Source organism: Paenibacillus sp. P5_B5, assembly GCF_056400365.1.
Genome location: NZ_JBFULK010000004.1, coordinates 111,620 through 137,719 on the forward strand (window position 1 = coordinate 111,620; position 26,100 = coordinate 137,719).

Sequence of the window (26,100 nt, forward strand, 5' to 3'; positions counted from 1 at the left end):
CACTAATTAAATTAGTACAGGGTTCCTTTTTTGGTTTGTTATGGTTTGTAATCGTAATTAGATGATGTTTGGGTATTCGGTATCATTTGGAGTATGACGGGGTCTAGTTTGTTCATCTCTAAATAAATTCGGGCAACATTCCGTAAAGTCTGTTCATTATGCTCGCCTACAATGCCTTCAGTTGAAGTCGCGATACAGCCTTGTAGCGCTAGAGTTGCTGCAAAATAGGCTTCTACTGCAGCAGTACTCACTTTGAAAGAACAGCCATAATTTGCTCCGTCACATATCATTCCTGTTAAGTTAGCGGTAAGATTATTGATAGCTCCTTCCATCTGATGCAGGCTACCACCTTGTAACCAAACAATCGCAGCGGAGGTACCCATACCAACGAGAATGCCTCCACACACAGCAGTTAATCTACCTGTCATTTGCTTCATATAGATATGGACTAGATTAGCGAGTGCGACAGCCCTTATTCGTTGTTCATCTGTATAACCATGATGCTCACAAACAACTACAATTGGAATCGTCCCGCCTAATCCTAAATTACCGCTCCCTCCACTAGACATGACTGGGAGAGGTGAACCACCCATACGTGAATCAACAGCAGCAGCTGTTAACATTTTGATTCGCATACTGATATCAGATATTGTTCCATGAGCTAAATCAGCTTGATGAGCATTCATGAGAACTTTGCCAATTTGTAGTCCTCTAGCGTTTATTAAGCCCTCTTCAAGAAAAGATACATTCGTTTGAATTCCTTCTGCTACAAACTGGAGCTCATCAATTGCGACTTGATCAATAAAATGAACGAAATTTTGAAGTGTATAGCCTAGATCGGTTATGTGGTCTACATGTATGGCTTCATTACTATATACAATTTGATCATTTACTTTTATGTGATGTGTTAGAAAATAATCTTGCTTCATAAGTACATCAACTCGTTCACCATGAACTGTCGTGAGGAGGATATGAATGGATAATCCCAATCCTTCATTGGATTGTCTTACGACAACCTTGTTATTAGTTACGAGTTGTTTGGCTAATATGACATGCTCGTCTTGTAAGCCACGGAATACCTCAAATCCAGTTATGGAATCTCCCATTACATAACCTAAGGCAGCAGCCATTTCAATTCCACGCTCAGAGGTGCCAGGGATATCTACGTGATAGCCATTCTTCAAAATATTGGGACTAAGCTCAACTTCAATATGTGCAACATCTTCTAGTTGTCTGGACTTTAACTGTTCTGAAGCACGAGCTACGGCAGAAGCGATTGCAGCTGGATCTGTGCAGCCAGTTGCTAGCTTGAATTCAGATTGTAGTAAGTGGAGAAATAGTTGATGTTCTGCATTATTCAATGTGATTAACTCCTTATTATGCTGATTTAAGACGACATAAATATATACATTGTACTAGATAAGATCATATATTCCAAGCATTGACAACCCAAAATTTCTCATATACAATTCTTACCATGGTATACTTTACCATAGTGAAGTTAGCTTAATACAAGGGGGAATCTAAGTGGCACGTAGCAAAAAGAAGCACTCAGTTTATGCAATGGTTTTAATGGCACTTATTATGATCATTACAGCTTGTAGCAGTGGGGGATCCGGCAATACGGCTTCATCGGAAGCACCAAAGGCAACAGATGCTCCGAAAGCAGCAGAAACTGCTAAACCGAATGACGCCAAGCAGAAATTAGTCATTTATACAGGAAGAGATAAGAATGTATTCGCTGTCGTTCTACCGAAATTCAATGAGAAATACCCGAATATCGAAGTTGAAACACTAGAGATGGGGGCTCAGCAAATTCTTGAACGTGTTCGTGGTGAGAAAGCTAACCCGCAAGGAGATTTTTGGTGGGGCGGTACACAGTCTGCATTAATGACTGCAGCTGATGAAGGATTGCTAGATACGGTTAAACCGAGCGGTGGCGATCAGGTTCCAGCACAGTATAAAGATGCTCAAGATCGCTGGTATGGCGAAATGCTATTACCTGAAGTAATTATGTATAATAGCGATGTTTATAAGAACAAAGCAGATGCACCACAAGATTGGGACGATATTATTGATCCTAAATACAAAGATAAAATCGTAATCCGTGATGTACTTGCTTCAGGTACTATGAGAACTATTTATTCTGCAATGATCTTCCGTCTTGGTGCTGCTGATCCGCAAAAAGGCTATGATTTCCTCAAAAAGCTAGATGCGAATACTAAAGACTATGCAGCAGATCCGACTCAAATGCAATTGAAGCTTGAACGTCAAGAAGGGGCATTCACTTTATGGAACCTTCAAGATGTGATGTTACAGAAAGAAACGAAGAAGCGTCCATTTGATTTCGTGTATCCGAAGAGCGGTGCGCCAATACTTGTAGACGGTGTTGGTGTTATCAAAGGTGCTCCGAATAAAGATGCAGCTGTGAAGTTCTACGACTTCTTGTTCGACCCTGATATTCGTGCAGAAATGGCCGAAAAATTATTCCAAATTCCGACTCGTTCTGATATTAGCAAAGATAAGCTACCAGCTTGGCTCAAGGGTCTAGAGCTTAAACCTCTTGATATTGATTGGAAAGTAATGGCTGATAAAGAAAAAGAGTGGATGGCACACTGGGATCAGAACATAAAAGGCAAAGGTAGTAAGTGAAATAATTAGAATTTTCAGGCGGAGTTGTCCTATGAACTCCGCCTGAATTATAACAACTAAGGGAAATCTTGAAGGAGGGGCCATTTTGATCCAAGTTACACTTGAACACATCAGCAAACAATTTGGTCAAGTAGGCGGAGTAACAGGTGTTGATGTATCGATTAAGCCAGGGGAATTCTTCACATTACTTGGACCTAGTGGATGCGGGAAAACGACAACACTACGCATGATCGCAGGATTTTATTATCCGACAGAGGGACGGATTTTGTTCGGTGATGAGAATGTTACCTATCTCCCACCCAATAAGCGGAATACAGGGATGGTTTTTCAAAACTATGCCTTATTTCCACATATGACGGTATTTGAGAATGTAGCCTTCGGTCTTCGAGTTCGTAAGAAATCGAAGGATGATATTAAACAAAAGGTTGCGACAGCTCTAAAGCAAGTTCATTTGGATACTTATGCTGATAGACGAATTGATCAATTATCTGGTGGTCAACAGCAACGTGTGGCATTAGCGAGAGCACTTGTTATCGAGCCGAATATTTTATTATTAGATGAACCATTATCTAACCTTGATGCCAAGCTTCGTGAAGAAACGCGTATTGAAATTAAGAAACTGCAGATCGAACTTGGTATTACGACAATCTATGTCACCCATGATCAAGCGGAAGCGATGGCGATGTCTGATCGAATTATGGTCATGCAGAGTGGGGTTGTACAGCAAATTGGATCTCCAGAAGAAATCTATAATCGTCCTGTAAATCGATTCGTAAGTACGTTTATCGGAGAGACGAACCTATGGAATGGAATCGTTGAACGGATAGATGGAGAGGATGTCTATATTCGCCTCTCATCAGATCTTGTACTATGTGGCTTTGCACATAACGCCTCACCAGGATGCCGTTTACATGTTGGTTCAGAAATCGCTGTATCGATCAGACCAGAGTGGATTCGTGAATCAGTAGAAAGTGATGAGCAAGGTACCGAGGTGGCGGGTAAAGTAATCGTCTCTGAGTTCACAGGAATGAGTGTTAATTATGTAACAGAGATTGGTAATCTTCAGCTAAGAGCAATGTTTATTAATCAGGGACATAAGCTGCGACAACGTGGTGAGCAAATCGCGTTTTTTATTCCTAAGGAAAGTGTCTATTTTACGGACTGAGGGAGCACATATGAAAACAGAACTTCAAGCGGCTAAGCCAGTTCAGCGCAGATTATCCTTACAATCATCTCCTTATTTTGTCTATTTACTTGTAGCGCCTCTATTCTTGATTTTACTAGGCTATGTTATCTTTCCGTTCTATCAGACATTTGCAGAAAGTTTTCAAATCAAAGGTGCTTTTGACCTAGTAAACTACAAGCAATTTTTCTCTCTAGAGCATTCGAATAATCTAGAAGCATTATGGAATAGTGTTTATATTTCAATCCTTAGTGTTATTACGAGTGGAATTGTCGGTGTAACAATGGCTTTCTTATTGGAGCGATACCATTTTCCAGGAAGAAAAGTATTGTCCATTCTTGTACTCGTTCCACTAGCATTACCACCGCTTATCGGGGTGCTATCATTCTCATTTCTGTATGCTGAGAGTGGAATTATTCCAAGAGCACTACAGGCATTATTCAACCTTGATAAAGTCCCCTTCGCACTTAAAGGTATTTGGGGAGTAGTCGTTGTTCATACGTTTACCATGTATACCTATTTCTATATGACAGCTTCTGCTGCCATTAAAGGACTTGATCCTTCACTTGAAGAAGCAGCAGCTAGTTTGGGGGCAGGCCGAATCTATATTTGGCGCAAGGTAATATTGCCCATGTTAACACCTGCACTTGTCGCATCCTCTTTACTCGTATTTATGATTTCAATGGCTTCCTATACAGCACCGTTAATTTTTGGTATCCAGCGTACGATGACGATGCAGATTTATTTATCCCGCACGAACGGAAGCTTGGATATGGCTGCTACGCAATCGACTATATTATCGATCGTGTCGATCCTATTTCTCATTATTATGCGTTGGTATCAAGGAAGACGAAGCTATATGAACATGAGCAAAGGGATAAGCGTTCATCGCTCTGAAGTGAAGAACAAAGTCCTCAAATATGTATCGGTATGCTGTTCTTTCCTAGGTGTTCTTATTCTGATTTTACCGATTCTTGTCATTGTACTCATTTCGTTCTCTGTAGACGGGACATGGACAGTTCAGATCCTACCTCCCAAATATACGCTAGACTATTATGCTGACCTGTTTACGAATAGCAAGACATGGAAGCCGATTGTGAACTCTCTTAGGATGAGTGGTATAGCAACGATTGGTGTTCTCATATTTGGCGTTGCAGCAGCATATTGCATGGTACGACTTAAGTTTAAAGGTAAGTTTTTACTAGAAACGTTAATTATGATTCCATGGGCGCTACCAGGGACTGTAGTTGCTGTCAACTTGATCGCAGCGTTTAACGTGCCTTCGGTATTTAGCTTTGGTCAAGTACTCGTGGGTACAGTATGGATAATACCTCTTGCGTATTTCGTTCGTCATTTACCACTTGTATTCCGTTCTACTTCAGCAACACTGTTACAGATGGATGTATCTGTTGAGGAAGCTGCACGAAATTTAGGTGCATCGTGGTGGTATAGCTTTAGGAGAGTTATTTTTCCAATGGCATTGAGTGGGATTCTAGCAGGTACATTACTTGCATTTGTACAGGGAATTGGAGAATTCGTTGCATCAATTCTATTATTTACAACGAAGACGGCGCCTATTTCGGTAGCCATCTATCAGCGGATGTATTCATTTGATTTTGGAACTGCATGCGCATATGGCGTACTTCAAATTATAACGATCATACTCGTGTTATCTATCACACAAAAAATAACCGGTGATCGTGCAAATATGACGGTATAAACTAGATAGCCCAAAAAGGATGAGGACACAATGGTTATTCGAGGTAAAGGGGGAGACCCCTTAATTACTTCAGATAAGTGCCCAGCTGAAGAAGCTGGAATGTTAGCTCAGTTATCGACAAAGTCGATCAAGAGGGGACCTGGAATCGTTCAGCTATGGAAGTCGATTCATCCATTAACGACAGTTGCTAGCATTATGAACACTGGAGCACACCCTGATGATGAGCATAGTGATACACTAGCTTATTATTCGCTCGGCAAAGGTGTTCGTACAATCAGCCTTATTGCTACAAGGGGTGAAGGTGGGCAGAACGAACTGGGCAGTGAGCTTGGTGATGCACTCGGTGTGATTCGTACAAGGGAATTAGAAGAAGCCTCCAAGATGATGAATGTTACGCTCTGTCTACTCAGCCAGCAGATTCATGATCCGGTTTATGATTTTGGTTTTTCTAAATGTGAGGATGAAACATTATCCAAATGGGGCGAAGATCTGACTTATGAGCGGTTAATTCGTACCATTCGACAAATGCGTCCTGATGTTGTGTTTAATGCTTTTCAGAATGATGTAACAACACATGGTCATCATCGGGCAATGAATATATTAACGATGCGAGCCTTTGATGATGCTGCGAATGCAGAGGTATATCCTGAACATTTGGAAGCAGGGATTAGACCTTATCAAATTAAGAAAATGTATGCTCCTGCTGGGGAGGATACATACCATGTATTCGTGCCCACGGGAGAGTTCAATGAGATTTACGGCGCGTCGTATGTTCAAATGGGGGAGCATTCCCGTTTTATGCATAAAACGCAAGGAATGGGCTCGCATATCGATGAAGGTCCGATTAGCAGCTACTATGAGCTAGTACGGGCCGTTATACCAACACTTGAACAAGAACAAGATCTATTTGATGGAATTGCGTTTACATTTGATGATTTAGCTAAAGTGGTTGAAGGGAAGAACGGGGATAAACGTGTGATTACAGATCTGTATGCTCTGCATTCGGATGTTCAGCATATCGTATCTTCATTCCCAAGATTCTCACAGGTCGCACTTGAAGCACAGCGTATGAGGATCGATGTTTCCAACACGATAAGCGATATTGAAAAGTCTAACCTGGATGATGAGACCAAAGCTGACTTAACTCATCGGCTTCGTGTGAAGGAAGATCAACTCAATTCACTTTGTTCTGAGGCTCTATCTGTTATTGCCAAAATTAGACCTGAATCAGCCGAACTAGTACCTGGACAGATCACTAAGGTAACGATGACCACGTTCAATGGTGGAATAGTAACACTAAGAGATTTGAGCTTAAAGCTCAAGGTACCACCTGGTTGGACATTTACGGCACTAGGGGAAACAAGCTTTAGTAAACTGGAGTATAACGAGACAGTTTCTGTACAGTTTGAGGTTAGGGTACCTATAGATGCGCCTGAATTTAACCCTTATGATGATCCAATTCTTAGTGGTGAAGTAGAATATATCGCGTTTCACGTATCAAGCCATGTTCTTATTCACCCAACCCAGACGGTAGCTATTCTTCCTGCTTATTCCATCTGTTTGAGTCCTGAAGCGATTGTTCTTAACACGATGAATAAAACAGAGAGTATTCCAGTGAAAGCTACCATACGGAACTACAATCCAGGTGCTACGCATGCTTCAATCCATTTAAGACTACCAGATGGCTGGACTGCGCAGCCAGCATATCATGAACTGGATTATGTATTTAAGGGTGAGACGCTGACGGTAGCCTTCATGGTTCAACCGACTGCTCGAGTGAACAATGGTGATTATGCGATTTCGGCGGTAGTGGAAGATAAGCAATATGCTTGTAGTCAAGGTACTCAAGTGATTCAATATCCACATATCGGTAGAACTTATTATATACGTCAAGAGCAATTGAAAATTCAAGCGTTCGATTTACAATTATCTGAGCAGTTAAAAGTCGGTTATGTATCAAGCGGATTTGATAATATCGATCACTATTTACGATTAGTTGGTTTAAATGTGACAAGATTAGAACCTAAGGATATAGAGTTCGGTGACTTAAGTATTTTCGATGCGATTGTATTAGGGATTCGAGCCTATGCAGTTAGACCAGAGCTTGTATCTTGTAATCAAAGGCTTCTGCAATATGCATACGACGGTGGTAATCTCGTTGTTCAATACCATAAGCCAGAAGATAATTGGCAAGCAGAGCTTGCGCCTTATCCAATCGAAATTGGCAAACCATTCTTAAAGTGGCGGGTGACGAATGAGAATTCGAGGGTAACTATTCTTGCTCCTCATCATTCCATGTTTCATTACCCAAATCCAATTACATGCGAAGACTGGAATCACTGGATTCAGGAACGTTCAGCGTATATTCCGTGCTATTGGGGAAGTGAATATACAGAGCTCATTTCCACAGGTGATCCTGGAGAAGAAGAGTTTACAGGTATATTCTTAACAGCAGCCTATGGTAAAGGGGTTTATTCTTACAGTTCACTCGTGTGGTACAGAGAGATTCCTCATTTAGTACCTGGCGCGATTCGCTTATTCGTAAATATGCTTAGTCAATCAAGGGTCTGTCAACCGATCGTTAGTAACGCCAGTGTATGAAATGGGAAAACAAAGGTGAACAATCGAGAACGAATGATTGGTAAAGAAGGTAGTAGCTGTCCTAGTTAAGCTAAATAATGATAAAATTGTAGCATGAATAAGCTAGTATCTGTGATAAGCAGATGCTAGCTTGTTTATATATGAAAGTATTAATTCCACGCTTTTCATTCAGTTTTCTTATGAAAACTACTGTTGCCCTAAATAGACGGTGAAATCGTTTCTTCTAGTGGTGTATAATCAATCTACGTCATCAACTATATGCACTTTACACAATATCAATTATTAATTAACTTTAGGGAGATTATATGAAATCACTTGTATTATGTGAGAAACCGAGCGTAGCCAAAGAAATTGCACGCGTTCTTGGCTGTACACAGAAGCAGAAGAGCTTTATTGAAGGACCCAAATATGTAGTAACGTGGGCGCTTGGTCATCTGGTCGAGTTATCGGAACCGGAAGACTATGATCCTAAATATAAGACGTGGAGACTCGAGGATCTTCCTCTACTCCCAGCCAAAATGAAGCTGAAGATAATGCGTGAAACATCGCATCAATATAAAGCAATTGCTCAGCTATGCAAACGTGCGGATCTATCCGAGCTTATTGTTGCTACAGATGCAGGGCGTGAAGGAGAGCTAGTCGCCCGCTGGATTATGGAAATGGTGAGCTGGCGCAAGCCTTTTAAACGGTTATGGATATCATCGCAGACGGATAAGGCGATTCGAGACGGATTTGCTAATCTGCGTCCAGGAAGAGACTATGATAATTTGTATGCTTCGGCTGTGTGTCGTGCGGAGGCCGACTGGCTAATTGGACTTAACGTAACTCGCGCTCTGACTTGTAAATATGATGCTCAATTATCTGCTGGCCGTGTCCAGACACCTACACTTGCGATGATGATGGACAGAGAACGTGAAATTGAGAATTTTAGGCCTGTTCCCTACTGGACAGTGACGACAGATTTTGAAGGATTTCAAGCGAGATGGCGCGGTGAGGAAGCGCAGGGTGGTAGACTGTTTGCTAAAGACAGAGCCGATTCTATTGTAAGTAAAGTGAAGGGAACATCTGCTAAGCTAATTAAGCGCGTGACGACTGAGAAAATGGAGCCACAACCACTAGCTTATGACTTAACAGAATTGCAAAGAGATGCGAACAATCGACTCAACTTCTCAGCTAAACAGACTTCAAATGTCTTACAGAAGCTATATGAGCAGCATAAGCTTGTTACTTATCCGCGTACTGATTCACGGTACTTAACATCGGATATGGCTTCAACGTTCAAAGGCAGGCTTGAAAGTGTTGCAGTAGGTCCTTACTCAGCATTAGCTAGGCCGTTATTACGCAAACAGCTTCCTGTAACCAAAAGAATTATTGATGACAGCAAGGTAACGGATCATCATGCGATTATTCCGACGGAACAGTTTGTCGATTTAAGTGCACTCAGCTCAGATGAACGGAAGCTTTACGATTTGATCGTAAGACGATTCATCGCTCTGTTCTACCCTGCTTATCGATACGATGAAACAAGTTTAACGCTTGAATCAGGTGGAGAGAAGTTCTATGCCAAGGGAAGAGTACAGAAGGATGCGGGCTGGAAAGAAGTTTATGGTAACACGTTAGATCAAACCGATGATGAAGATGGGGATCTTGACGATCGTACAGCTACCCGTCAACTATTACCTGAGCTTAAAGAAGGACAACTGTTAGCAGTTAAGAATTGCCGATCTTCAGAACAATCAACTAGACCACCTAGCCGTTATACAGAAGCGTCATTATTATCACAGATGGAGAAGCATAATCTTGGAACACCTGCTACACGTGCTGATATCATCGAGAAGCTGCTTCATTCGGAAACAATAGAGCGGAGAATTAAAGCACTCGTGCCTACAGGTAAAGGCAAGCAATTGATCGAGCTTGTTGCTAGTGAATTGCGTTCTCCTGAGCTTACTGCTGAATGGGAGCGAGAGCTTGAACGAATTTCACGTGGACAAGGGAATCGTGACAAATTTATTAGTGGCATAAGAGCACAAGCTGATCAGCTTGTCCGAGAGGTGAAGGTTAGTGAGGTTGATTATAAGCCACACAATCTTACACATTCGAAGTGTCCTGAATGCAGTAATCTCTTGATGGAACGAAACACTAAGCGTGGTAAGATGCTTGTCTGCTCGAATCGCGAGTGTAGTTATCGACGTGGAGCAGAGCCGCAAGTCATTAATAAACGCTGCCCATTGTGCCACAAGAAGATGGAAATTCATTCAGGAAAAGCAGGTAAATATGTGCAATGTCGCAGCTGTAATGTTGTTGAGAAGTTGGATGGCCAAGCCGGTGGAGGGCGAGTGAAGAAGCAACAGCAAGCACAGCTCATCAAGCAGTTTAGTGATAACACCTCGCTTAATTCGGGTCTTGCCGACGCCTTAAGACAAGCACTCAATAAATCGGAATAAGACGTGTCAGATTGAACCAACCAGGAAAGTTACTGGTTGGTTTTTTAATTACTCTACTATTTTTATATATCCTCTCATAGATTGTAATAAGTTGTCCGATCGATTGATCTGAACAAAGCTTTGGGAGGTATGCAAGATGGAAGTCAAGCGTAATGTGAGAATGCGCCGGATGGAGCGAGTAAAGCAATTGCTTGGAGTCGAGACGAGAGAGCTTAGGGAGCGAGAATACCCACAGCTGTTCAATCATGATCGTGAGCAGGATCAGAATCAGAATCAGGATCATGTTCATGTTCATGTTCATGATATCGATTTTGAACGCTCTTATAAGAAGGAGCCGAAGCCCAATAGAGATAACCCTTCTGAAACGATTCAACTAGTGCCCTATATCGAACCAATCCTGCTAGATCCGCGTTTGCAAGATCCTGAATATGTCTGGAAGCAAAAATATAAAAAAGGCATATTTAATGATAAAGATTCCATACATTCGTCAGAAACTTGGTCGGAGAGACCGCGGCTGCGTATATTCTGGATTAAAACGATCATCTGCTTATTTCTCTTTGTGATGATCTGGAGTATGTTTCAACTCAAGCATCCTTATGCGGAGAAAGGTAAGAGCTATGTCATTAATGCCTTATCGAATCCATTGGAATTTGATTCTGTTGCAGTTTGGTTTAAACAAACATTTGGAGATACACCATCCTTTATCCCAGCTTTTCGATCAGAACAGCGGCGGCAAGAGGAGACCATTAAGGCAAGTCTTGGCAATAAACGCACTTATTTTGCACCGCTACAAGGTTATGTTACTATTCCATTTGAGCAGAGCCAGACTGGCGTTCTATTACAAACCAAAACAGGTTCTCCTGTTGCCTCGTTTGATGAGGGCCAAGTAGTTTTTGTAGATACAACTGATGGTACTGGTCTAACTGTTAATATCAAGCATCCGAACGGTGTTCAGTCAGCATATGGCTGGATGGAGGAATCCCGAGTTAGGGTGAATGATTGGGTGAAAGGCGGGGATACAATTGGGTTTGCTAGTCAGAATGATCGTAAAGGAACAGGTATGCTGTATTTTTCGATTAAATTGGACAAGACCTATGTGAACCCAGTGGAAGTGGTTTCATTTGATTAAGTGGTCAGGCATTCAATTTCGAATTCACCCCTTATTTACACTTCTGTTCATTTTATCCTTAGTAACAGGTTATTTTGTTGAAGCTATGACTTTATTCGGCATTGTGCTTGTACATGAGCTCGGACATGTCGTGGCGATCAAATGGTATGGCTGGCGGCTAAAGGAAGTTAAGCTTCTACCCTTTGGTGGTGTGGCTGAGGTGGAAGAGTTAGGTACGGTTCCTGCTTGGGAAGAGTTAGTGGTTGCACTTGCTGGTCCAGCTCAGCATGTATGGATGATTGCATTAGCTTGGGGTATGAAAATGTTCGAGGTATTAGATCCCGTATGGTGGGACTACTTTATTGATGCAAATATGATGATTGGATTGTTCAACTTACTTCCGATCTTACCTCTGGATGGGGGTAAGGTTATGCAGGTAGCACTTAGTTACTTTCTTCCCTATTACCGCACGATTTGGTACGGTGCTATCGTATCGCTCATCATCAGTGTAATCATTATTGGGGTCATCGTATGGGAAATGGGGCAAGGGCGTCCTCAGCTTAGTATGATGGCAATCAGCTTATTCTTATTGTATTCGAATTGGTATTCATTGCGAAATGCGCCCTATCATTTCATTCGCTTCTTATCTGTTCGAGCAGAGAGAGGAAAGGCGTTTATAGCAGAGGGTACATTAGCACAGCCTATTGTAGTAAATGGAAGACGACAGGTTAGTGAGATTCTGAAGCTATTTATGCGCGAGAAGTACCATCTTATATATGTGATGAATGAGCGAGGTGTCATCCAGAAGGTACTACCTGAACAGCGATTACTGACAGCTTATTTTCATGAAAAAAAACCAGGGAGTGCAGTTTCAGAGCTTTTCATGTAAAATAGCTGTGGGGTGAGGATGTGAAGAAGATTGTTGTACAATGTCGGCCTGACATCACACAAGCTGTGGTTACGGAGAATCATCGACTAGTTGAATTTGACGTTCAGCACCTCGATGATAAGCAGCGTACAGGCTCGATTTATCTTGGACGTGTAGTAAATGTACTGCCTGGCATGCAGGCAGCTTTTGTTGATATTGGATTAGAAAAGAATGCTTTCTTATACATAGATGATTTGTTACCAGTTAATATGGAGAAGCAGCCGCGTTCTAAGCCTTCTATTGCGGATGTTGTTAAGCGTGGACAAGTGCTGATGGTACAAGTAGTAAAAGAACCAGAAGGAACCAAAGGTGCTAGAATAACCACGCATTTTTCAATTCCAGGTCGCTGGATCGTATATATGCCAGATGCGGATTATACTGCGGTCTCTAGGAAGATCGATTCAGAAGCAGAGAAGCTTAGGCTTAAGGATATTGCTGAGAACTTACGTTCAGATGAAGAGGGTATCATTATCCGAACTGTTGCAGCGGGTCAATCTAAGCAAGCATTGGAGCGGGATTTGACGGAGCTTCGGGAGCTCTGGAACAATGTGAAAGAGAAGGCCGAGTCAGGTGAAGCGCCACTCCACTTATATCAGGATCTAGATTTATTGCCAAGACTTATGCGCGATGTGATTGATGATGATGTGCATGAGGTTTGGATTGATAATGAACAGGTATGTAAGGAAATGAGAGAACTACTAGAGCGGCAAAGTCCGGATTTAGTAGGACGTGTGCAATTATATTCAAGTAACGATCAAGTAGCTATCTTTGATGCTTATGGGATTCATGATGAGTTAAATCGTCTGTTTCGTCGTAAGGTATGGTTGCCAAGTGGGGGTTATCTTGTAATTGACCCTACGGAAGCCTTGACAGTAGTGGATGTAAATACGGGTAGGTTTACTGGCTCAACTCATTTAGAGGAAACGGTGTTCCATACAAATATGGAGGCAGTAACTGAAATTGCTAGGCTGCTTCGGTTACGTAATATTCGTGGAATGATTATTGTGGACTTTATTGATATGAGTGTAGAAGCGAATCAACTCGCGATTCTAGATGCTTTTGGACAAGCGGTATTAAGTGATCGATCCAAAACGATTATCGTCGGCTGGACCAAGCTTGGATTGCTTGAAATAACACGTAAACGTAAGTAGGTATTTGGTTAGTATCAATTGAAGTGGCTCTAAATCACAATTAGTCCTTCCAAAAAACCGAACTTTCTGCAGAACGTAGCGGAGCGGACGGAATTGTTCTGGAGAAGCGTAGCGTTCGCCTTTGCCACTGGATTTCTACCGCTATAGGCGGTATAAGATCAAGAAATCTGGGGGTGGGCAGCGATCGTAGGGACAATCTGTCCGCGTAGCGGTCATCAAACGATGTGAAGTGGGTGCAAATAATTAAAGTTTGTGATAACCAACTAATGATAATTATAACTTTTGGATTGTTTTATTAGGCTGTCTGTGATATTATGATTTGGTGTGTTGCGAAACATGCTGTAACCGCACATGTCGGGTTTTTAAGTACGAGCAATCGTCACCTAGATAATGGCGAGTCTGAGACATGAGGGAGGTGCAACGAATGTACGCAATTATTGAAACTGGCGGCAAACAGTACAGAGTCCAAGAGGGCGATGTATTGTATGTTGAGAAATTGGTTGTTGGCGAAGGCGAAACGGTTACTTTTGACCGCGTTTTAGCAGTATCCAAAGAGGACGGTCTAGTTCTCGGTTCCCCGGTTGTTTCTGGTGCTACGGTATCCGCGAAAGTGGAGAAGCAAGGTAAAGATCGCAAGATCATCGTTTTCAAATATAAAGCGAAGAAAAACTACCGCCGTAAGCAAGGTCACCGTCAACCGTATACAAAAGTAGTAATCGAAAAAATCCAAGCATAAGAGGTCTTTTGCGATGATTAAGGTCAAAGTAAAGCGTCTTAGTAGCGAGAATTCTTTCATTATTGCTTATCAAGTAACAGGCCATGCGTTATATGACGAGTCAGGCAAAGACATTGTGTGCTCTGCAGTATCGGCAATTACGGTCGGTACAGTTAATTCTATTGAAGCGTTAACGGGAGTACAGCCTCATGTAAAGATACGTAAAGGATTACTTGAAGTCGATATCAAGACTGAGGAGTCTGTATCTGTTACAGAGCGTGTTCAACTGCTGCTTGAAAGTATGGTTGTTATGCTCAATTCGATCGAAGAATCATATGGTGAGTATATAAAAGTTGTAACATCTTATAAAGAAGGAGGTTGACATCTATGTTAAGATTAGATCTTCAGTTATTCGCATCCAAGAAGGGTGTAGGTTCCACGAAGAACGGACGCGATTCCATCGCGAAACGTCTTGGTGTGAAACGTGCTGACGGCCAAACTGTAACAGCTGGTAGCATTCTCGTTCGTCAACGCGGTACGAAAATTCACCCAGGTAACAATGTAGGCATCGGTAAAGATGATACTTTGTTTGCACTTGTTGAAGGTGTAGTGAAGTTCGAACGTTGGGGTCGCGATCGTAAGAAAGCGAGTGTATACCCTGTAGTTGCAGAAGCTCCTGTAGCAGCAGCTGTAGAAGCATAAATGCAGAGTTGAAAGCCTTGGCGATTCACTTCGTCAAGGCTTTTTTTAATGGTAAAGAGTTTATCTCATTTCGATAACAATTATTTCTTACCTTGCTTAACATATACGGCTCCATTTTAGACCGCTCATATGTGAATAATGCTGGTGCATATTTCCATATGAATGATATAATTATGTGGGAAAGAATTAGGGTGACGTTGTGCACAAGGCGGGGAGAAATCGTATGTATCGGTGGACAAGCTCGAATGTTTGGTTTATACTCTCGATTATTGCAATGGTTAGTGTCGTTTTGAGCTCTCTACATATTGTAGTAAAGCTCCTGATTGTTGTGCTGGCGATCGCTTGCGGTTATGCTGGTATTAATCGATATATTCGGCGCATGCAATCCGAACAGGCTGAGGTTCTTGCTGCGGAGTCGCACAAGAATGAAATGGATCTGCTCCATATATCCGCTAGAATGCGGCATGATATGCTAAATGATCTCCAAATTTTATTCGGATATATTCAATTAAAGAAATATGATAATTTACATACTACGATGGAGAAAATAAGAATAAGGATGCTGCAAGAAGGCTATTTATCCAAGCTAGGTATCCCGGCATTAGTCGCTTATTTACTTGCTATTCGTAGTAATATGTTAGAAATGGAATTAGAAGTGGAGATTGAGGAAGAGATTAATCTCGCTGAGTTACCTCTAACTCCTGAATTCATTACCACAATTACACGTGATATGATTAGTTTATTTAAGAATGCTGCAAGAGCAGGCAATGACCTGGAGTTATTAAATGTTCTTTCATTGCAATTTGTTCCAGAAGAGGATTCTTTATTGCTTGATTTCGTATTTCGCGGTTATTATCAACGTGATTTACTGGAACGGACGATTGAAAAAATGCTGCTAACAGGACAAACGGATATGGCCGCTGAAGAAATTAGCTTCGCTGAACACGAAGTAGCGGTAACATTGAAGTTACCGTTTCAGACGTAAATAGAGGTGTATGTATGTTTGTAGATAAAGCGAAGATTTATGTTAAAGGTGGCGACGGTGGCGACGGACTCGTTGCGTTTCGTCGTGAGAAGTATGTGCCTGAGGGTGGACCTGGCGGTGGAGATGGAGGCAAGGGCGGAGATGTTATATTCCGTGTCGATGAAGGCTTGCGTACGCTTGTCGATTTCCGCTATCAGAAACATTTCAAAGCTCAGCGCGGGGAAAAAGGTCGTAACAAAACCCAACATGGTGCAAGTGCTGAGCACATGATTGTGCGTGTACCGCCTGGAACTGTCGTAATTGATGATGATACGCATGAAGTGATTGCAGATTTAACTCGTCACGGACAGCAAGTCGTTATTGCTAAGGGTGGTCGTGGTGGTCGTGGTAATACACGATTTGTTACAGTTAATAATCCAGCACCTGAGATCGCTGAGAAGGGCGAAGAAGGTGTTGAGCGCTGGGTCGTGCTTGAGCTTAAAGTGATGGCAGACGTTGGACTTGTTGGTTTTCCGAGTGTAGGTAAATCAACCATTCTATCTGTTGTCTCTGGTGCAAGACCTAAAATTGGTGCTTACCATTTTACAACGATTACACCTAATTTAGGCGTGGTTGATGTAGGGGATGGTCGTTCTTTCGTGATGGCAGATTTGCCAGGACTTATCGAGGGTGCACATCAAGGTGTTGGTCTTGGTCATGAATTCTTACGTCATGTAGAGCGTACTCGAGCTATCGTACACGTTGTGGATATGTCAGCAAGTGAAGGACGAGATCCATTCGATGATTGGCTCAAAATTAACGAAGAGATGAAGCTATACAATGTGAAGCTTGAAGACCGTCCACAATTTATTGCTGCAAATAAAATGGACATCCCAGAAGCTGCAGAACATCTCGAAGTGTTCAAGCAGAAGCTAGCTGAGTCAGGCAAGAAATATGAGATTTTCCCAATCTCAGCTGCGACTAAAGACGGCGTTCAGGAGCTGTTATACAAAGTTGCCGATCTTCTTGCAACCATTCCCGAAATGCCACTCATCGAAGACTTGGCAGATATAGAAGAACGTAAAGTGTATCGCTTGGAGAAGAAGGTTAATAATGAATTTACGATTACAAGAGATAACGAAGCTTATGTTGTTCAAGGCGAAGGTATCGATCGTTTATTCAAACGCACGAATTTCTCTACGCATGATGGTCAACTGAGATTTGCTCGTATCCTACGTAAAATGGGTATCGATGAAGCCTTGCGTGCGCGCGGTGCAGTAGACGGTACAATCGTTCGAATTTGCGATTTTGAATTTGAATTTGTTGATCACGAATAAAAATATAGATCTATGATGTAATCCTCCAAAAGCTTAAGCGTCCTTCATACAAGGACTTTTAGGCTTTTTTTATTTGTAATTGTAGAATTACCTCTTATATAAAGGCTCAACACCAAAATCAGTGCTTGAACAAATGGAATCGAGTCGATTGATGAACGCTGCGTGGACGGATTGTCCTTACGATCGCTGCCCACCCCCGGATTTCTACCGCTTATAGCGGTAGAAATCCGGGGGCAAAGCATACGCTTACGAAGTAGTTTTCCTTCGGAAAACTTGTAGGCGAGCGCTTCGCTTCTCCAGGACAATTCCGTCCCCTCCGCTACGATCTGTATATGGTTCTGTCTTAAGCAAGTCTGATTGATTAATTGAAGGCTGGCTCTAATCTTTAGATCTAGCACAATGTTACAAGATGTTTACATTTAGATTAACTTTTTGGATTTTTTCACATTTGTAAGCGTTTCCATTATAACATAGAGATAATCGTTAGAAAGAGAGGCGAATTATCCTATGTCAACATCATTACTATCATCGTATGCAACTACCACTGGGCCAATTGCAGAACCTATTTCTATTGAAATGAGTTTGCCTCGTTCACGTAAAGGAAAACGATTACTGATCATCGTACTTATCATTTCACTTATTGCAGTGAACGTATTGCTAGCTTTTTATGCATTTATGGCTTGGTTTCTAGCTAGACCAACTATTGCACCCTTACATTCTAATCCTCAAGCGAAGCTGGGTCTTGCTTATGAAGATGTTTCAATTCAGAGTGCCAATGGTGCTTCCACAATCGAGGGCTGGTTAATTCCAGCTAGTTCTAAGAAGAGCTTTGTATTCTCTCACGGATACGGGGGAAATCGAGAAGAAGTGTGGATTCCTTTATATACATTAGCAAATGAACTGCATCAACGTGGATACAATGTACTCATGTTTGATTATGGATATGCGTCACCAGGTGGTAATAAACTGATGACCGGTGGCATACAAGAATCGGAAGAATTGCTTGGTGCCATTCAATTTCTCAAAGTTCGTGGAATGGAAGAAGTGTATGTATGGGGTTTCTCTATGGGAGCTGGTACTGCCTTACAAGCTGCTCTTCATGAACCTGAAATTGATGGCATGATTCTAGACAGTACATTTATTTTAAATTCGGATACACTTTATCATAATGTGAAGCAAGTAGTGAACCTTCCTAAATTCCCAACAGTTCCTTTGGTTCAAATGTTCTCCTCGATCATTAATGGGGTTGGAATGAAGGATATTCCTCATGAACGAGTGCTGTCTAAATCCTTTGATGTACCGATCTTCTTCATCCACGGAGATAATGATCATCGCGCTCCTTATGAACTATCAGAGCAGATGGCGGCTAATCAAGATAATAAGTTGTCACAGCTATGGATTGTTCCTAAAGGTGAACATGAGCTTATTTATCAAACTAAGCCTGAGCTTTATTTGGAACATGCATTTGGTTTTCTACAGAATGTAGAAGAGAGCCGTGCCAAGCTAGCTTTAGCTCAATAAGGATAATTAATATAGTTTCCATATAATCGTTTTAAGAAACGCTGCCGTCATAGGGACGGTAGCGTTTCTTCTTGAGTGTATAATCTTTAACATTTCTTAAGGATTTATTATTAGAAATTTTAAATATTGTTTATATAATGAAATAGCTGAAATTCTTAATTATAGTATGAGCCACAGTCTTGGAATTGGAGGTATTTCAGGTGAAATCTAATGTTCTAGATCATCATATAGAGATTAATGAGCTTAGCTCCAAAGCTGATATCCTGAAGCAATACGAAAATCATTGCTTTCAGGTATGCTACTATTTGCTACATTGTGAAAAGAAAGCATTTGAAGCGTCACTTGCAAGTATAGAGCATTTGTTTAGTGATACTAATTTCTTCTGTAAAGAGGAAGTAGACCAGTTGAAAGCAGTTCGTAAAACGGCTATGCACTATTCACTAGCTATGCTGCATTGAATTATTCTACATCTGTTTCTGTATCGACATCATAAACACAGTGGAATCGCTCTATTCCCGGATATAGTTCGCCTAAACTAAAGATTGAGAAGCCAATGCTTCTATAAAAATCAACAGCTTCAATATCAGTTTCAGCTTTAATGGATGCAGGTTTGCTGTGTTCAATTAATTCCAGAATTAACCCTCGCCCGTAACCTTTCAAACGATTCTCAGGCTGAACAGCAATATGCTTGATCTGAAGCTGTTCGTCGCCATCATCATATACGCCAATTAAGCCAATCAAAGTATTCTCTTCTTCATATCCATATAACGTTAGAGCAGGTTCAGACTGATACTCGTTAATAACTTTCTCAAGCTCATCTGGATCAGGAAATACGGAATAGGAGATGAGTTCTCTTACTTCAGGGTCTACTAGCTTATGGGTCATGTTAATTAACAAAAGGATTCACTCCTATTTTATATTATGGTTATTTCATAAAACGTTTTATCCATTTTAAACCATTTTTCATTGTTGGGTAGCGAAATGGTAAGTCAAAGCGAGTCGTTTGTTTGAGCACGCTTTTGTGATGTGAGAACAGGTTGAATGAGCTCAGGCCATGGTATCCACCCATGCCGCTGGCGCCAACGCCACCAAAAGGCATGTGCTTGGAGGCGAGATGCAGCACCGCATCGTTGATGCAGCCGCCGCCAAAGGATATGCGGCTAAGCACATGCTCACGTACTTCAACTGACTCTGTGAATAAATACAGAGCGAGTGGCTTAGGGCGTGAGGTAACAGGAACTACTACCTCACGCTCGAGGTCGGTATAAGTAATAATCGGCAGAAGAGGGCCGAATATCTCATCTGCCATCACAGGATCATCCCATGTGATGTTATCTAGAAGCGTAGGCGCAATTAGTTTACGCTTCTCTTCTGTTCCACCACCGAAGACTATGTTCCCATTGCTGGCATCTAAAAGCTGCTTGAGGCGATAGAAATGCCGATCATTGATGATAGTCGGCAGATTAGTATGGCTCTCATCAAGTGGATTAGAGCCGTAAAACTTGGTAATGTGCTCTTGTAGACATTGGATAAGCCTATCCTTAACATCCGCATGAACAAGCACATAGTCAGGCGCAACGCAGGTCTGTCCAGAGTTCAAGAATTTCCCCCATACGATTCGTTTAGCAGCTAACCGAATGTCTGCATCACGATCAACGATACAAGGGCTCTTACCACCGAGTTCCAAAGTGACGGGGGTTAAGTGCTTGGCTGCCGCTTCCATGACAACTCTTCCGACTGATGTGCCCCCTGTAAAGAAGATATAATCGAATTGCTCGGATAATAGAGCGGTACTTGTTTCAACTCCACCTTGAGCTACACTTACATAGCCTTCACCATATGATTGAATAAATACATCATCAATAAGCTCGGTTATAGCAGCTGAGGAGTGAACAGCTAGTTCGGATAGTTTAAGTATCGCTGTATTCCCTGCGGCAATCGCTCCGATCAAAGGAGACAAGCTGAGCAGCATGGGATAGTTCCATGGCGAGATAATGAGCACATTTCCGAATGGTTCGTGATAAATCTGGCTGCGTGATCCGAATAGCACCATAGAACCTTTCACTGAGGTTGGCTTAGCCCAGTGGCGAAGCTGTTTAAGGACCATTCGAATTTCTTCTAATAACATTCCGATCTCAGATGAATAGGCTTCAAATGCAGATTTGTTCAGATCAAGTCGCAGCGCTTCTAGTAGATTAGCTTCATGACGAAGCAAACCAGCTTGAAATTTACGCAGGGCCTCTATACGAAACTCGACATCTAGTGTTCGACCCAATTGATAAAATTGTCTACCTTTTTGAATAATTTCCTGTAAGTTCGTAACTGCCACCATAACACAATCTCCTCCATGTATAAAATGGTTATAAACTCAGTAGGTTAGTGTATCGTGTTGTAGGGTGCAGATTCTAATTGGATTAGTAGGTTAATTAGGTTATTAGTTAAAATAGTGGATCAATTAAAGGGTTCCAAATAATAGCAGGTTTATTCGTCTCTGCTGGTCGCCCTGCAATGCCAATCCATGGCTTGGTATATTCTTCATTCTCGTAGAAGTGTGTTAGTAGCGAGCGGAACACATGAGGTAAATCTCGATCTAAGCTTAACACTTCCGTGCGTGGTATCCAGAATAGATCACCTTCGTCAGTTTCAATAGAGGGTTCAGCATTCGTGTGCCCCGTGTAGAAGAATTGTTGACGTATTTCAGTTTCATACAACCTTATCAATACGTACCTGAGTTGTAGCCCTTTAATTTGGTTAGATGTGATTCCTGTTTCTTCCTCAATCTCGCGTAAGCAGGTAGTCATGGGTGTTGCGATTTCATGGGGTTCGACATGTCCTCCAATTGCTGCCCATTTTCCTGGAGACAATGTGCGATTGGCGGCTCGTTTCATCATCAGTAATTCATTGCGATCATTAAATAGAAGAGCAGTAGCTAATAGTCGTAGTGTGATCATGGTTACAGGCACCTCATCGTATTATATGACTCAGCGTATCACAGCAAAGCCTGCGCGGCAATTCCTGATGATATAACTGTAAAAGGAATTTAACTATTTGCTCAAATTTGATAATATAAATAGATAGTCTCATTAATTACCCATTGAATTATAGGCAATTTTTGCGTATAATGTCCACTGTATAGATACATTCGTATTTCTGGAGAGGACGATTACATCTTGCCAGATAAAAAAATGAACTACTATTTAATTAGAGAAGATATTCTTCCTGAAGCTGTACTCAAAACAGTGCAAGCTAAGGAGCTTCTCGCTAAAGGCGAAGTAAAAACGATCCATGAGGCAGTAGAGCGAGTAGATTTAAGTAGAAGTGCGTTTTATCGCTATAAGGATGGAATTCATGTGCTTTCGACGATGGAACGGGAACGAATCGTTACAATTGGTATGGATTTGGAGCATCGTTCTGGAACGTTATCCAAAGTATTAGCGACAATTGCTAATCATCATGGTAACGTGCTAACGATTAATCAGACGATACCGCTCCAAGGTATGGCTAACGTTACGATTTCCGTCGAAGCTTCACTTATGGGCGAACAAATATATGAATTGATTGATGCTCTTTCCACTACGGAGGGTGTCAGACAAGCCAAAATAATCGGACAAGGTGGCTCCTTGTAACCGTACAAAACTTGTAGGAGGAATGACAGATGAAACCAGTTAAAGTAGGATTATTAGGGCTTGGAACAGTAGGTACTGGAGTGGTGCGTATTGTTGAAGGTCATCAAGAGGACTTACAACGCAAAACAGGTTCTCCGATCGTAATCGAGAAGGTGCTCGTTCAACATATGGATAAGAGTCGGAATATTGCTGTTAGTCAAGATAAACTGACTGATAACCCGGATGATATTCTTGATAATCCTGAAATTGACGTGATTATCGAAGTTATGGGTGGCGTAGAATTAGCGAAGGAATATATCCTACGCGCGCTAGACAATGGTAAGCATATCGTTACTGCGAACAAAGATCTAGTCGCTTTATATGGCAAGGAAATTATGGACAAAGCGGCAAACAACGGCTGTGACGTATTCTTCGAGGCGGCTGTAGCAGGTGGAATTCCGATTATTCGTACACTTGTTGATGGCTTTTCCTCTGATAGAATTACGAAGATTATGGGTATCGTGAATGGTACTACGAATTTTATTTTGACCAAAATGAGTCAAGAAGGCGCTGCTTATGCAGATGTATTGAAAGAAGCACAGGATCTAGGGTTTGCAGAATCCGATCCAACATCTGATGTTGAAGGAATTGATGCAGCTCGTAAAATGACTATACTGTCAACTCTGGGCTTCCATGCAAGTGTTGCTTTGTCAGATGTTGAAGTGAAAGGCATCTCACAAGTAACGAAAGAAGATATCGCATACGGCAAAAAATTAGGCTACGAAGTTAAATTACTAGGTATTGCGGAGAGCCATGATGATCATATTGCTGTATCTGTACAGCCTACTATGGTGAAAACTTCTCATCCACTAGCTTCAGTGAATGGTGTGTTCAACGCAGTGTATATATATGGTGAATCGGTTGGAGAGACGATGTTCTATGGGCCAGGCGCAGGTGAATTGCCTACTGCAACTTCGATCGTAGCTGATCTGATTGCTGTAGCACGTAATTTGAAATTAGGTGTTAACGGTCGTGAAACGTTCAAACCATACAAAGAAACGAAAATGAAAACAGATGAGCAGATTGAATCCAAGTATTTCATTCTGCTGCATGTTGCAGATAAAGCGGGTGTACTCGCAAAAATTACTCAAGTGTTCTCGAAGCATGAAGTTAGCCTAGAGTCAGTGTTCCAGCATCCAAATGAAACGAATCCAAATGCAGAAATTATTATCATTACCCACAATGCAAACCGTGCTGCAATGAAGAGAGTATTAGAGGAATTTGAAGCTTTAAATGTTATTCATGAAATTAAAAGTGTATATCGCGTAGAAGGCTAATAAAAGACAAATTAAATGGAGTGAGAGAGGGACTGTTAAAGATGAGATACATGGGACTATTAGAAACTTATAAAGAGTATTTGCCAGTTAATGAAAATACACCACTTATTACTTTACATGAAGGTAATACACCACTTATTCGTGCGGAGAAATTATCCGAAGAGCTTGATCTAGATCTTTATTTCAAATACGAAGGGCTAAATCCGACAGGATCGTTCAAAGACCGTGGTATGGTTATGGCAGTTGCGAAGGCGATGGAGGAAGGATCACGCACGATCATGTGTGCTTCAACAGGTAATACATCAGCTGCTGCTGCAGCCTATGCTGCGCGTGGTAATCTAAATTGTATCGTACTTATTCCGAATGGCAATATTGCACTGGGCAAAATGGCACAAGCGATTATCTACGGTGCTAAGGTCATTGCGATCGAAGGTAACTTTGACCGTGCGCTTGAGATTGTACGTGAGATTACAGCTAAACATCCAATTACCCTTGTGAATTCCGTGAACCCGTACCGAATTGAAGGACAGAAGACAGCGGCATTCGAAGTATGTGATCAGCTTGGCAAAGCACCTGATTATCTAGCAATCCCTGTAGGGAATGCAGGTAATATCACGGCTTACTGGAAAGGCTTTAAGGAGTATCATGAGCACGGTAAATCATCTTCCTTACCGAAAATGATCGGTTTTGAAGCTGAAGGCGCCGCAGCGATCGTTAGAGGTGAGCCAATTGCAGATCCAGAGACTGTAGCTACAGCGATTCGTATTGGGAACCCAGCTTCGTGGAAATCAGCGGTTGCAGCTGCAGAAGAATCACAAGGTCAAATTAATTATGTGACAGATGAGGAGATTCTGCATGCTTATCGTACAATTGCGGCTAAGGAAGGCGTATTCGCAGAGCCAGGTTCCGCAGCGTCAATTGCAGGTGTGATTAAGCTCCATAAGGAGGGTTATTTCTCCAAAGGGCAATCTGTTGTATGTGTATTGACTGGTAATGGTTTGAAGGACCCTAATATTGCTATTAAGACGGTTGCAACCCAGCCGCTTGTTGTGAAGGATACAGAAGAAGCAGTAATGGATGCTATTCGTCAACTTGAAGGCTAAGCACGAAGCAATCAGATAGATAGAGTTATTGATCGTGGGGAGATAATCAGATGACAACTAAGCGTGTTCGTGTCAAAATCCCTGCTTCCACGGCAAATATGGGACCTGGATTTGACTGTATTGGTATGGCGCTGAATTTATATGCTTGGATCGAGATGGGAATCGCTAACTCGACTGAGATTGAGTTATTTGGAGAAGAGCTAGAAGGAGTACCGCTTGATAAATCTAATCTTGTTTATCAAGTCGCTCAGATGGTGTTCGCTGAAGCGAGTGAACATCATCCAGAGCTGTACATCGCAATGTACAGCGAAATTCCACTGACGAGGGGGCTCGGTTCCTCCGCGTCAGCAATCGTTGGCGCTCTAGTTGCCGCTAACGCACTGATCGGGAACAAGCTGACTGAGGTTCAGCTGTTCCAGATTGCCTCAAGGTTAGAGAAGCATCCCGACAACGTCGGTGCTTCTTTGTTTGGCGGCATAGTCGTTGCGTTCTGGGACGGAGAACGTGCGGAGCACATTAGGCTGAATCCGCATCCCGACATGGAAGTGCTTGTCGCTATTCCGTCGTTCCAGCTATCAACGGAGAAAGCACGCAACGTATTGCCGCAGCATGTACCACTTGAGGAGGCTGTGTATAACCTCAGCCACTCTTCTGTACTTGTTGCTGCACTAGCAACAGGCAACCTTAGCATGATTCGCCATGCAATGCATGATCGCTTGCATCAGCCGCATCGTGCGGCTTTGATTCCAGGCATGGAGGAATTCCTGGCGGGTGCGACAGATCACGGTGCAATAGGCGCTGCTTTATCTGGCGCAGGTCCAACTGTTCTTGCACTCGTAGACATTCGCAGCAATAATAAACATGAGCTGGAAGCATTCCTTCTAAGCACCTTTGAGCAGCATGATGTGGATGTCGAGCTTCGCTGGCTATTGCCTGACGCGTTTGGCGCTCTTGTTGTGCATGCCGAAGCTAGCACGCCATTTGCAGACTTCATCAATTTATCTCTAAATTATGGGGGGTCTCACTAAA

At 42.1% G+C, this 26,100-nt stretch carries 23 protein-coding genes and 1 other annotated feature; of the genes, 19 read left to right on the plus strand and 4 right to left on the minus strand.

What is annotated here, in order from left to right; all coding sequences use genetic code 11:
* Positions 1–38 precede the first annotated feature (38 nt).
* Positions 39–1,361 (minus strand): L-cysteine desulfidase family protein, encoded by a 1,323-nt coding sequence (locus tag AC1DOK_RS06990; protein WP_477553529.1) that lies wholly within the window; start codon positions 1,359–1,361, stop codon positions 39–41.
* A gap of 202 nt (positions 1,362–1,563) precedes the next feature.
* On the opposite strand from AC1DOK_RS06990, the gene AC1DOK_RS06995 reads away from it, so the two are divergent.
* The 15 genes from AC1DOK_RS06995 (at position 1,564) to AC1DOK_RS07065 (ending at position 19,484) form a co-directional block, all read left to right on the plus strand.
* On the plus strand, positions 1,564–2,652 hold the full coding sequence (locus AC1DOK_RS06995) for an extracellular solute-binding protein (RefSeq protein ID WP_477553696.1): 1,089 nt from the start codon (positions 1,564–1,566) through the stop codon (positions 2,650–2,652).
* Between the two features lie 85 nt (positions 2,653–2,737).
* The gene (locus AC1DOK_RS07000; protein ID WP_477553530.1) at positions 2,738–3,817 is read left to right on the plus strand and encodes an ABC transporter ATP-binding protein; all 1,080 of its coding nucleotides are present in this window, start codon (positions 2,738–2,740) and stop codon (positions 3,815–3,817) included.
* Between the two features lie 10 nt (positions 3,818–3,827).
* On the plus strand, positions 3,828–5,555 hold the full coding sequence (locus AC1DOK_RS07005) for an ABC transporter permease (RefSeq protein WP_477553531.1): 1,728 nt from the start codon (positions 3,828–3,830) through the stop codon (positions 5,553–5,555).
* A gap of 30 nt (positions 5,556–5,585) precedes the next feature.
* The gene (locus tag AC1DOK_RS07010; protein WP_477553532.1) at positions 5,586–8,156 is read left to right on the plus strand and encodes an NEW3 domain-containing protein; all 2,571 of its coding nucleotides are present in this window, start codon (positions 5,586–5,588) and stop codon (positions 8,154–8,156) included.
* Between the two features lie 305 nt (positions 8,157–8,461).
* Positions 8,462–10,600 (plus strand): DNA topoisomerase III, encoded by a 2,139-nt coding sequence (locus tag AC1DOK_RS07015; protein ID WP_477553533.1) that lies wholly within the window; start codon positions 8,462–8,464, stop codon positions 10,598–10,600.
* A 136-nt stretch (positions 10,601–10,736) separates the two neighbouring features.
* Positions 10,737–11,729, plus strand: a complete 993-nt coding sequence (locus tag AC1DOK_RS07020; RefSeq protein WP_477553534.1) for a peptidoglycan DD-metalloendopeptidase family protein — start codon at positions 10,737–10,739, stop codon at positions 11,727–11,729.
* The gene (locus AC1DOK_RS07025) at positions 11,722–12,597 is read left to right on the plus strand and encodes a M50 family metallopeptidase (protein WP_477553535.1); all 876 of its coding nucleotides are present in this window, start codon (positions 11,722–11,724) and stop codon (positions 12,595–12,597) included. The genes AC1DOK_RS07020 and AC1DOK_RS07025 overlap by 8 nt, the downstream gene beginning before the upstream one ends.
* Positions 12,598–12,617: 20 nt before the next feature.
* Positions 12,618–13,787 carry an Rne/Rng family ribonuclease gene (locus AC1DOK_RS07030; RefSeq protein ID WP_477553536.1) on the plus strand — a complete coding sequence of 390 codons (1,170 nt, stop codon included), beginning with the start codon at positions 12,618–12,620 and terminating at the stop codon, positions 13,785–13,787.
* Positions 13,788–14,120: 333 nt separating this feature from the next.
* Positions 14,121–14,198 (plus strand) — a sequence feature (ribosomal protein L21 leader region).
* Positions 14,199–14,211: 13 nt separating this feature from the next.
* Positions 14,212–14,523: a 50S ribosomal protein L21 gene (gene rplU, locus AC1DOK_RS07035; protein ID WP_477553537.1), complete on the plus strand. Its 312-nt coding sequence runs from the start codon at positions 14,212–14,214 to the stop codon at positions 14,521–14,523.
* A gap of 13 nt (positions 14,524–14,536) precedes the next feature.
* Positions 14,537–14,884 (plus strand): ribosomal-processing cysteine protease Prp, encoded by a 348-nt coding sequence (locus tag AC1DOK_RS07040; RefSeq protein WP_477553538.1) that lies wholly within the window; start codon positions 14,537–14,539, stop codon positions 14,882–14,884.
* Positions 14,885–14,889: 5 nt separating this feature from the next.
* Positions 14,890–15,204: a 50S ribosomal protein L27 gene (gene rpmA / locus AC1DOK_RS07045; RefSeq protein ID WP_477553539.1), complete on the plus strand. Its 315-nt coding sequence runs from the start codon at positions 14,890–14,892 to the stop codon at positions 15,202–15,204.
* Between the two features lie 223 nt (positions 15,205–15,427).
* Complete coding sequence (locus AC1DOK_RS07050; RefSeq protein WP_477553540.1) at positions 15,428–16,189, plus strand: Spo0B domain-containing protein; 762 nt, start codon at positions 15,428–15,430, stop codon at positions 16,187–16,189.
* 14 nt (positions 16,190–16,203) lie between these two features.
* Positions 16,204–17,505: a GTPase ObgE gene (gene obgE, locus AC1DOK_RS07055; RefSeq protein WP_477553541.1), complete on the plus strand. Its 1,302-nt coding sequence runs from the start codon at positions 16,204–16,206 to the stop codon at positions 17,503–17,505.
* Positions 17,506–18,012: 507 nt separating this feature from the next.
* Entirely contained in the window at positions 18,013–19,026 is a 1,014-nt protein-coding gene (locus AC1DOK_RS07060) for an alpha/beta hydrolase (RefSeq protein ID WP_477553542.1), read from the plus strand.
* A 200-nt stretch (positions 19,027–19,226) separates the two neighbouring features.
* Positions 19,227–19,484 (plus strand): hypothetical protein, encoded by a 258-nt coding sequence (locus AC1DOK_RS07065; protein ID WP_477553543.1) that lies wholly within the window; start codon positions 19,227–19,229, stop codon positions 19,482–19,484.
* Position 19,485: 1 nt separating this feature from the next.
* Here AC1DOK_RS07065 and AC1DOK_RS07070 read toward each other — a convergent pair whose 3' ends face one another.
* The 3 genes from AC1DOK_RS07070 to AC1DOK_RS07080 all read right to left on the minus strand — a co-directional run bounded on the left by AC1DOK_RS07070 (position 19,486) and on the right by AC1DOK_RS07080 (position 21,977).
* On the minus strand, positions 19,486–19,911 hold the full coding sequence (locus AC1DOK_RS07070; protein ID WP_477553544.1) for a GNAT family N-acetyltransferase: 426 nt from the start codon (positions 19,909–19,911) through the stop codon (positions 19,486–19,488).
* Between the two features lie 40 nt (positions 19,912–19,951).
* Entirely contained in the window at positions 19,952–21,358 is a 1,407-nt protein-coding gene (locus tag AC1DOK_RS07075; protein ID WP_477553545.1) for an aldehyde dehydrogenase, read from the minus strand.
* A gap of 106 nt (positions 21,359–21,464) precedes the next feature.
* The gene (locus tag AC1DOK_RS07080) at positions 21,465–21,977 is read right to left on the minus strand and encodes an NUDIX hydrolase (RefSeq protein ID WP_477553546.1); all 513 of its coding nucleotides are present in this window, start codon (positions 21,975–21,977) and stop codon (positions 21,465–21,467) included.
* Between the two features lie 234 nt (positions 21,978–22,211).
* Here AC1DOK_RS07080 and AC1DOK_RS07085 point away from each other — a divergent pair, with 234 nt between their 5' ends.
* From AC1DOK_RS07085 to thrB, 4 genes are read left to right on the plus strand one after another with little or no spacing between them, the layout of a single operon-like run.
* A complete protein-coding gene (locus AC1DOK_RS07085; RefSeq protein WP_477553697.1) occupies positions 22,212–22,652 on the plus strand; it encodes an ACT domain-containing protein in 441 nt (146 codons plus the stop codon).
* 29 nt (positions 22,653–22,681) lie between these two features.
* Positions 22,682–23,968: a homoserine dehydrogenase gene (locus AC1DOK_RS07090; RefSeq protein WP_477553547.1), complete on the plus strand. Its 1,287-nt coding sequence runs from the start codon at positions 22,682–22,684 to the stop codon at positions 23,966–23,968.
* Between the two features lie 41 nt (positions 23,969–24,009).
* Complete coding sequence (gene thrC, locus AC1DOK_RS07095; protein ID WP_477553548.1) at positions 24,010–25,071, plus strand: threonine synthase; 1,062 nt, start codon at positions 24,010–24,012, stop codon at positions 25,069–25,071.
* Between the two features lie 50 nt (positions 25,072–25,121).
* Complete coding sequence (thrB, locus tag AC1DOK_RS07100; RefSeq protein WP_477553549.1) at positions 25,122–26,099, plus strand: homoserine kinase; 978 nt, start codon at positions 25,122–25,124, stop codon at positions 26,097–26,099.
* The last annotated feature ends 1 nt before the right edge of the window (position 26,100 follow it).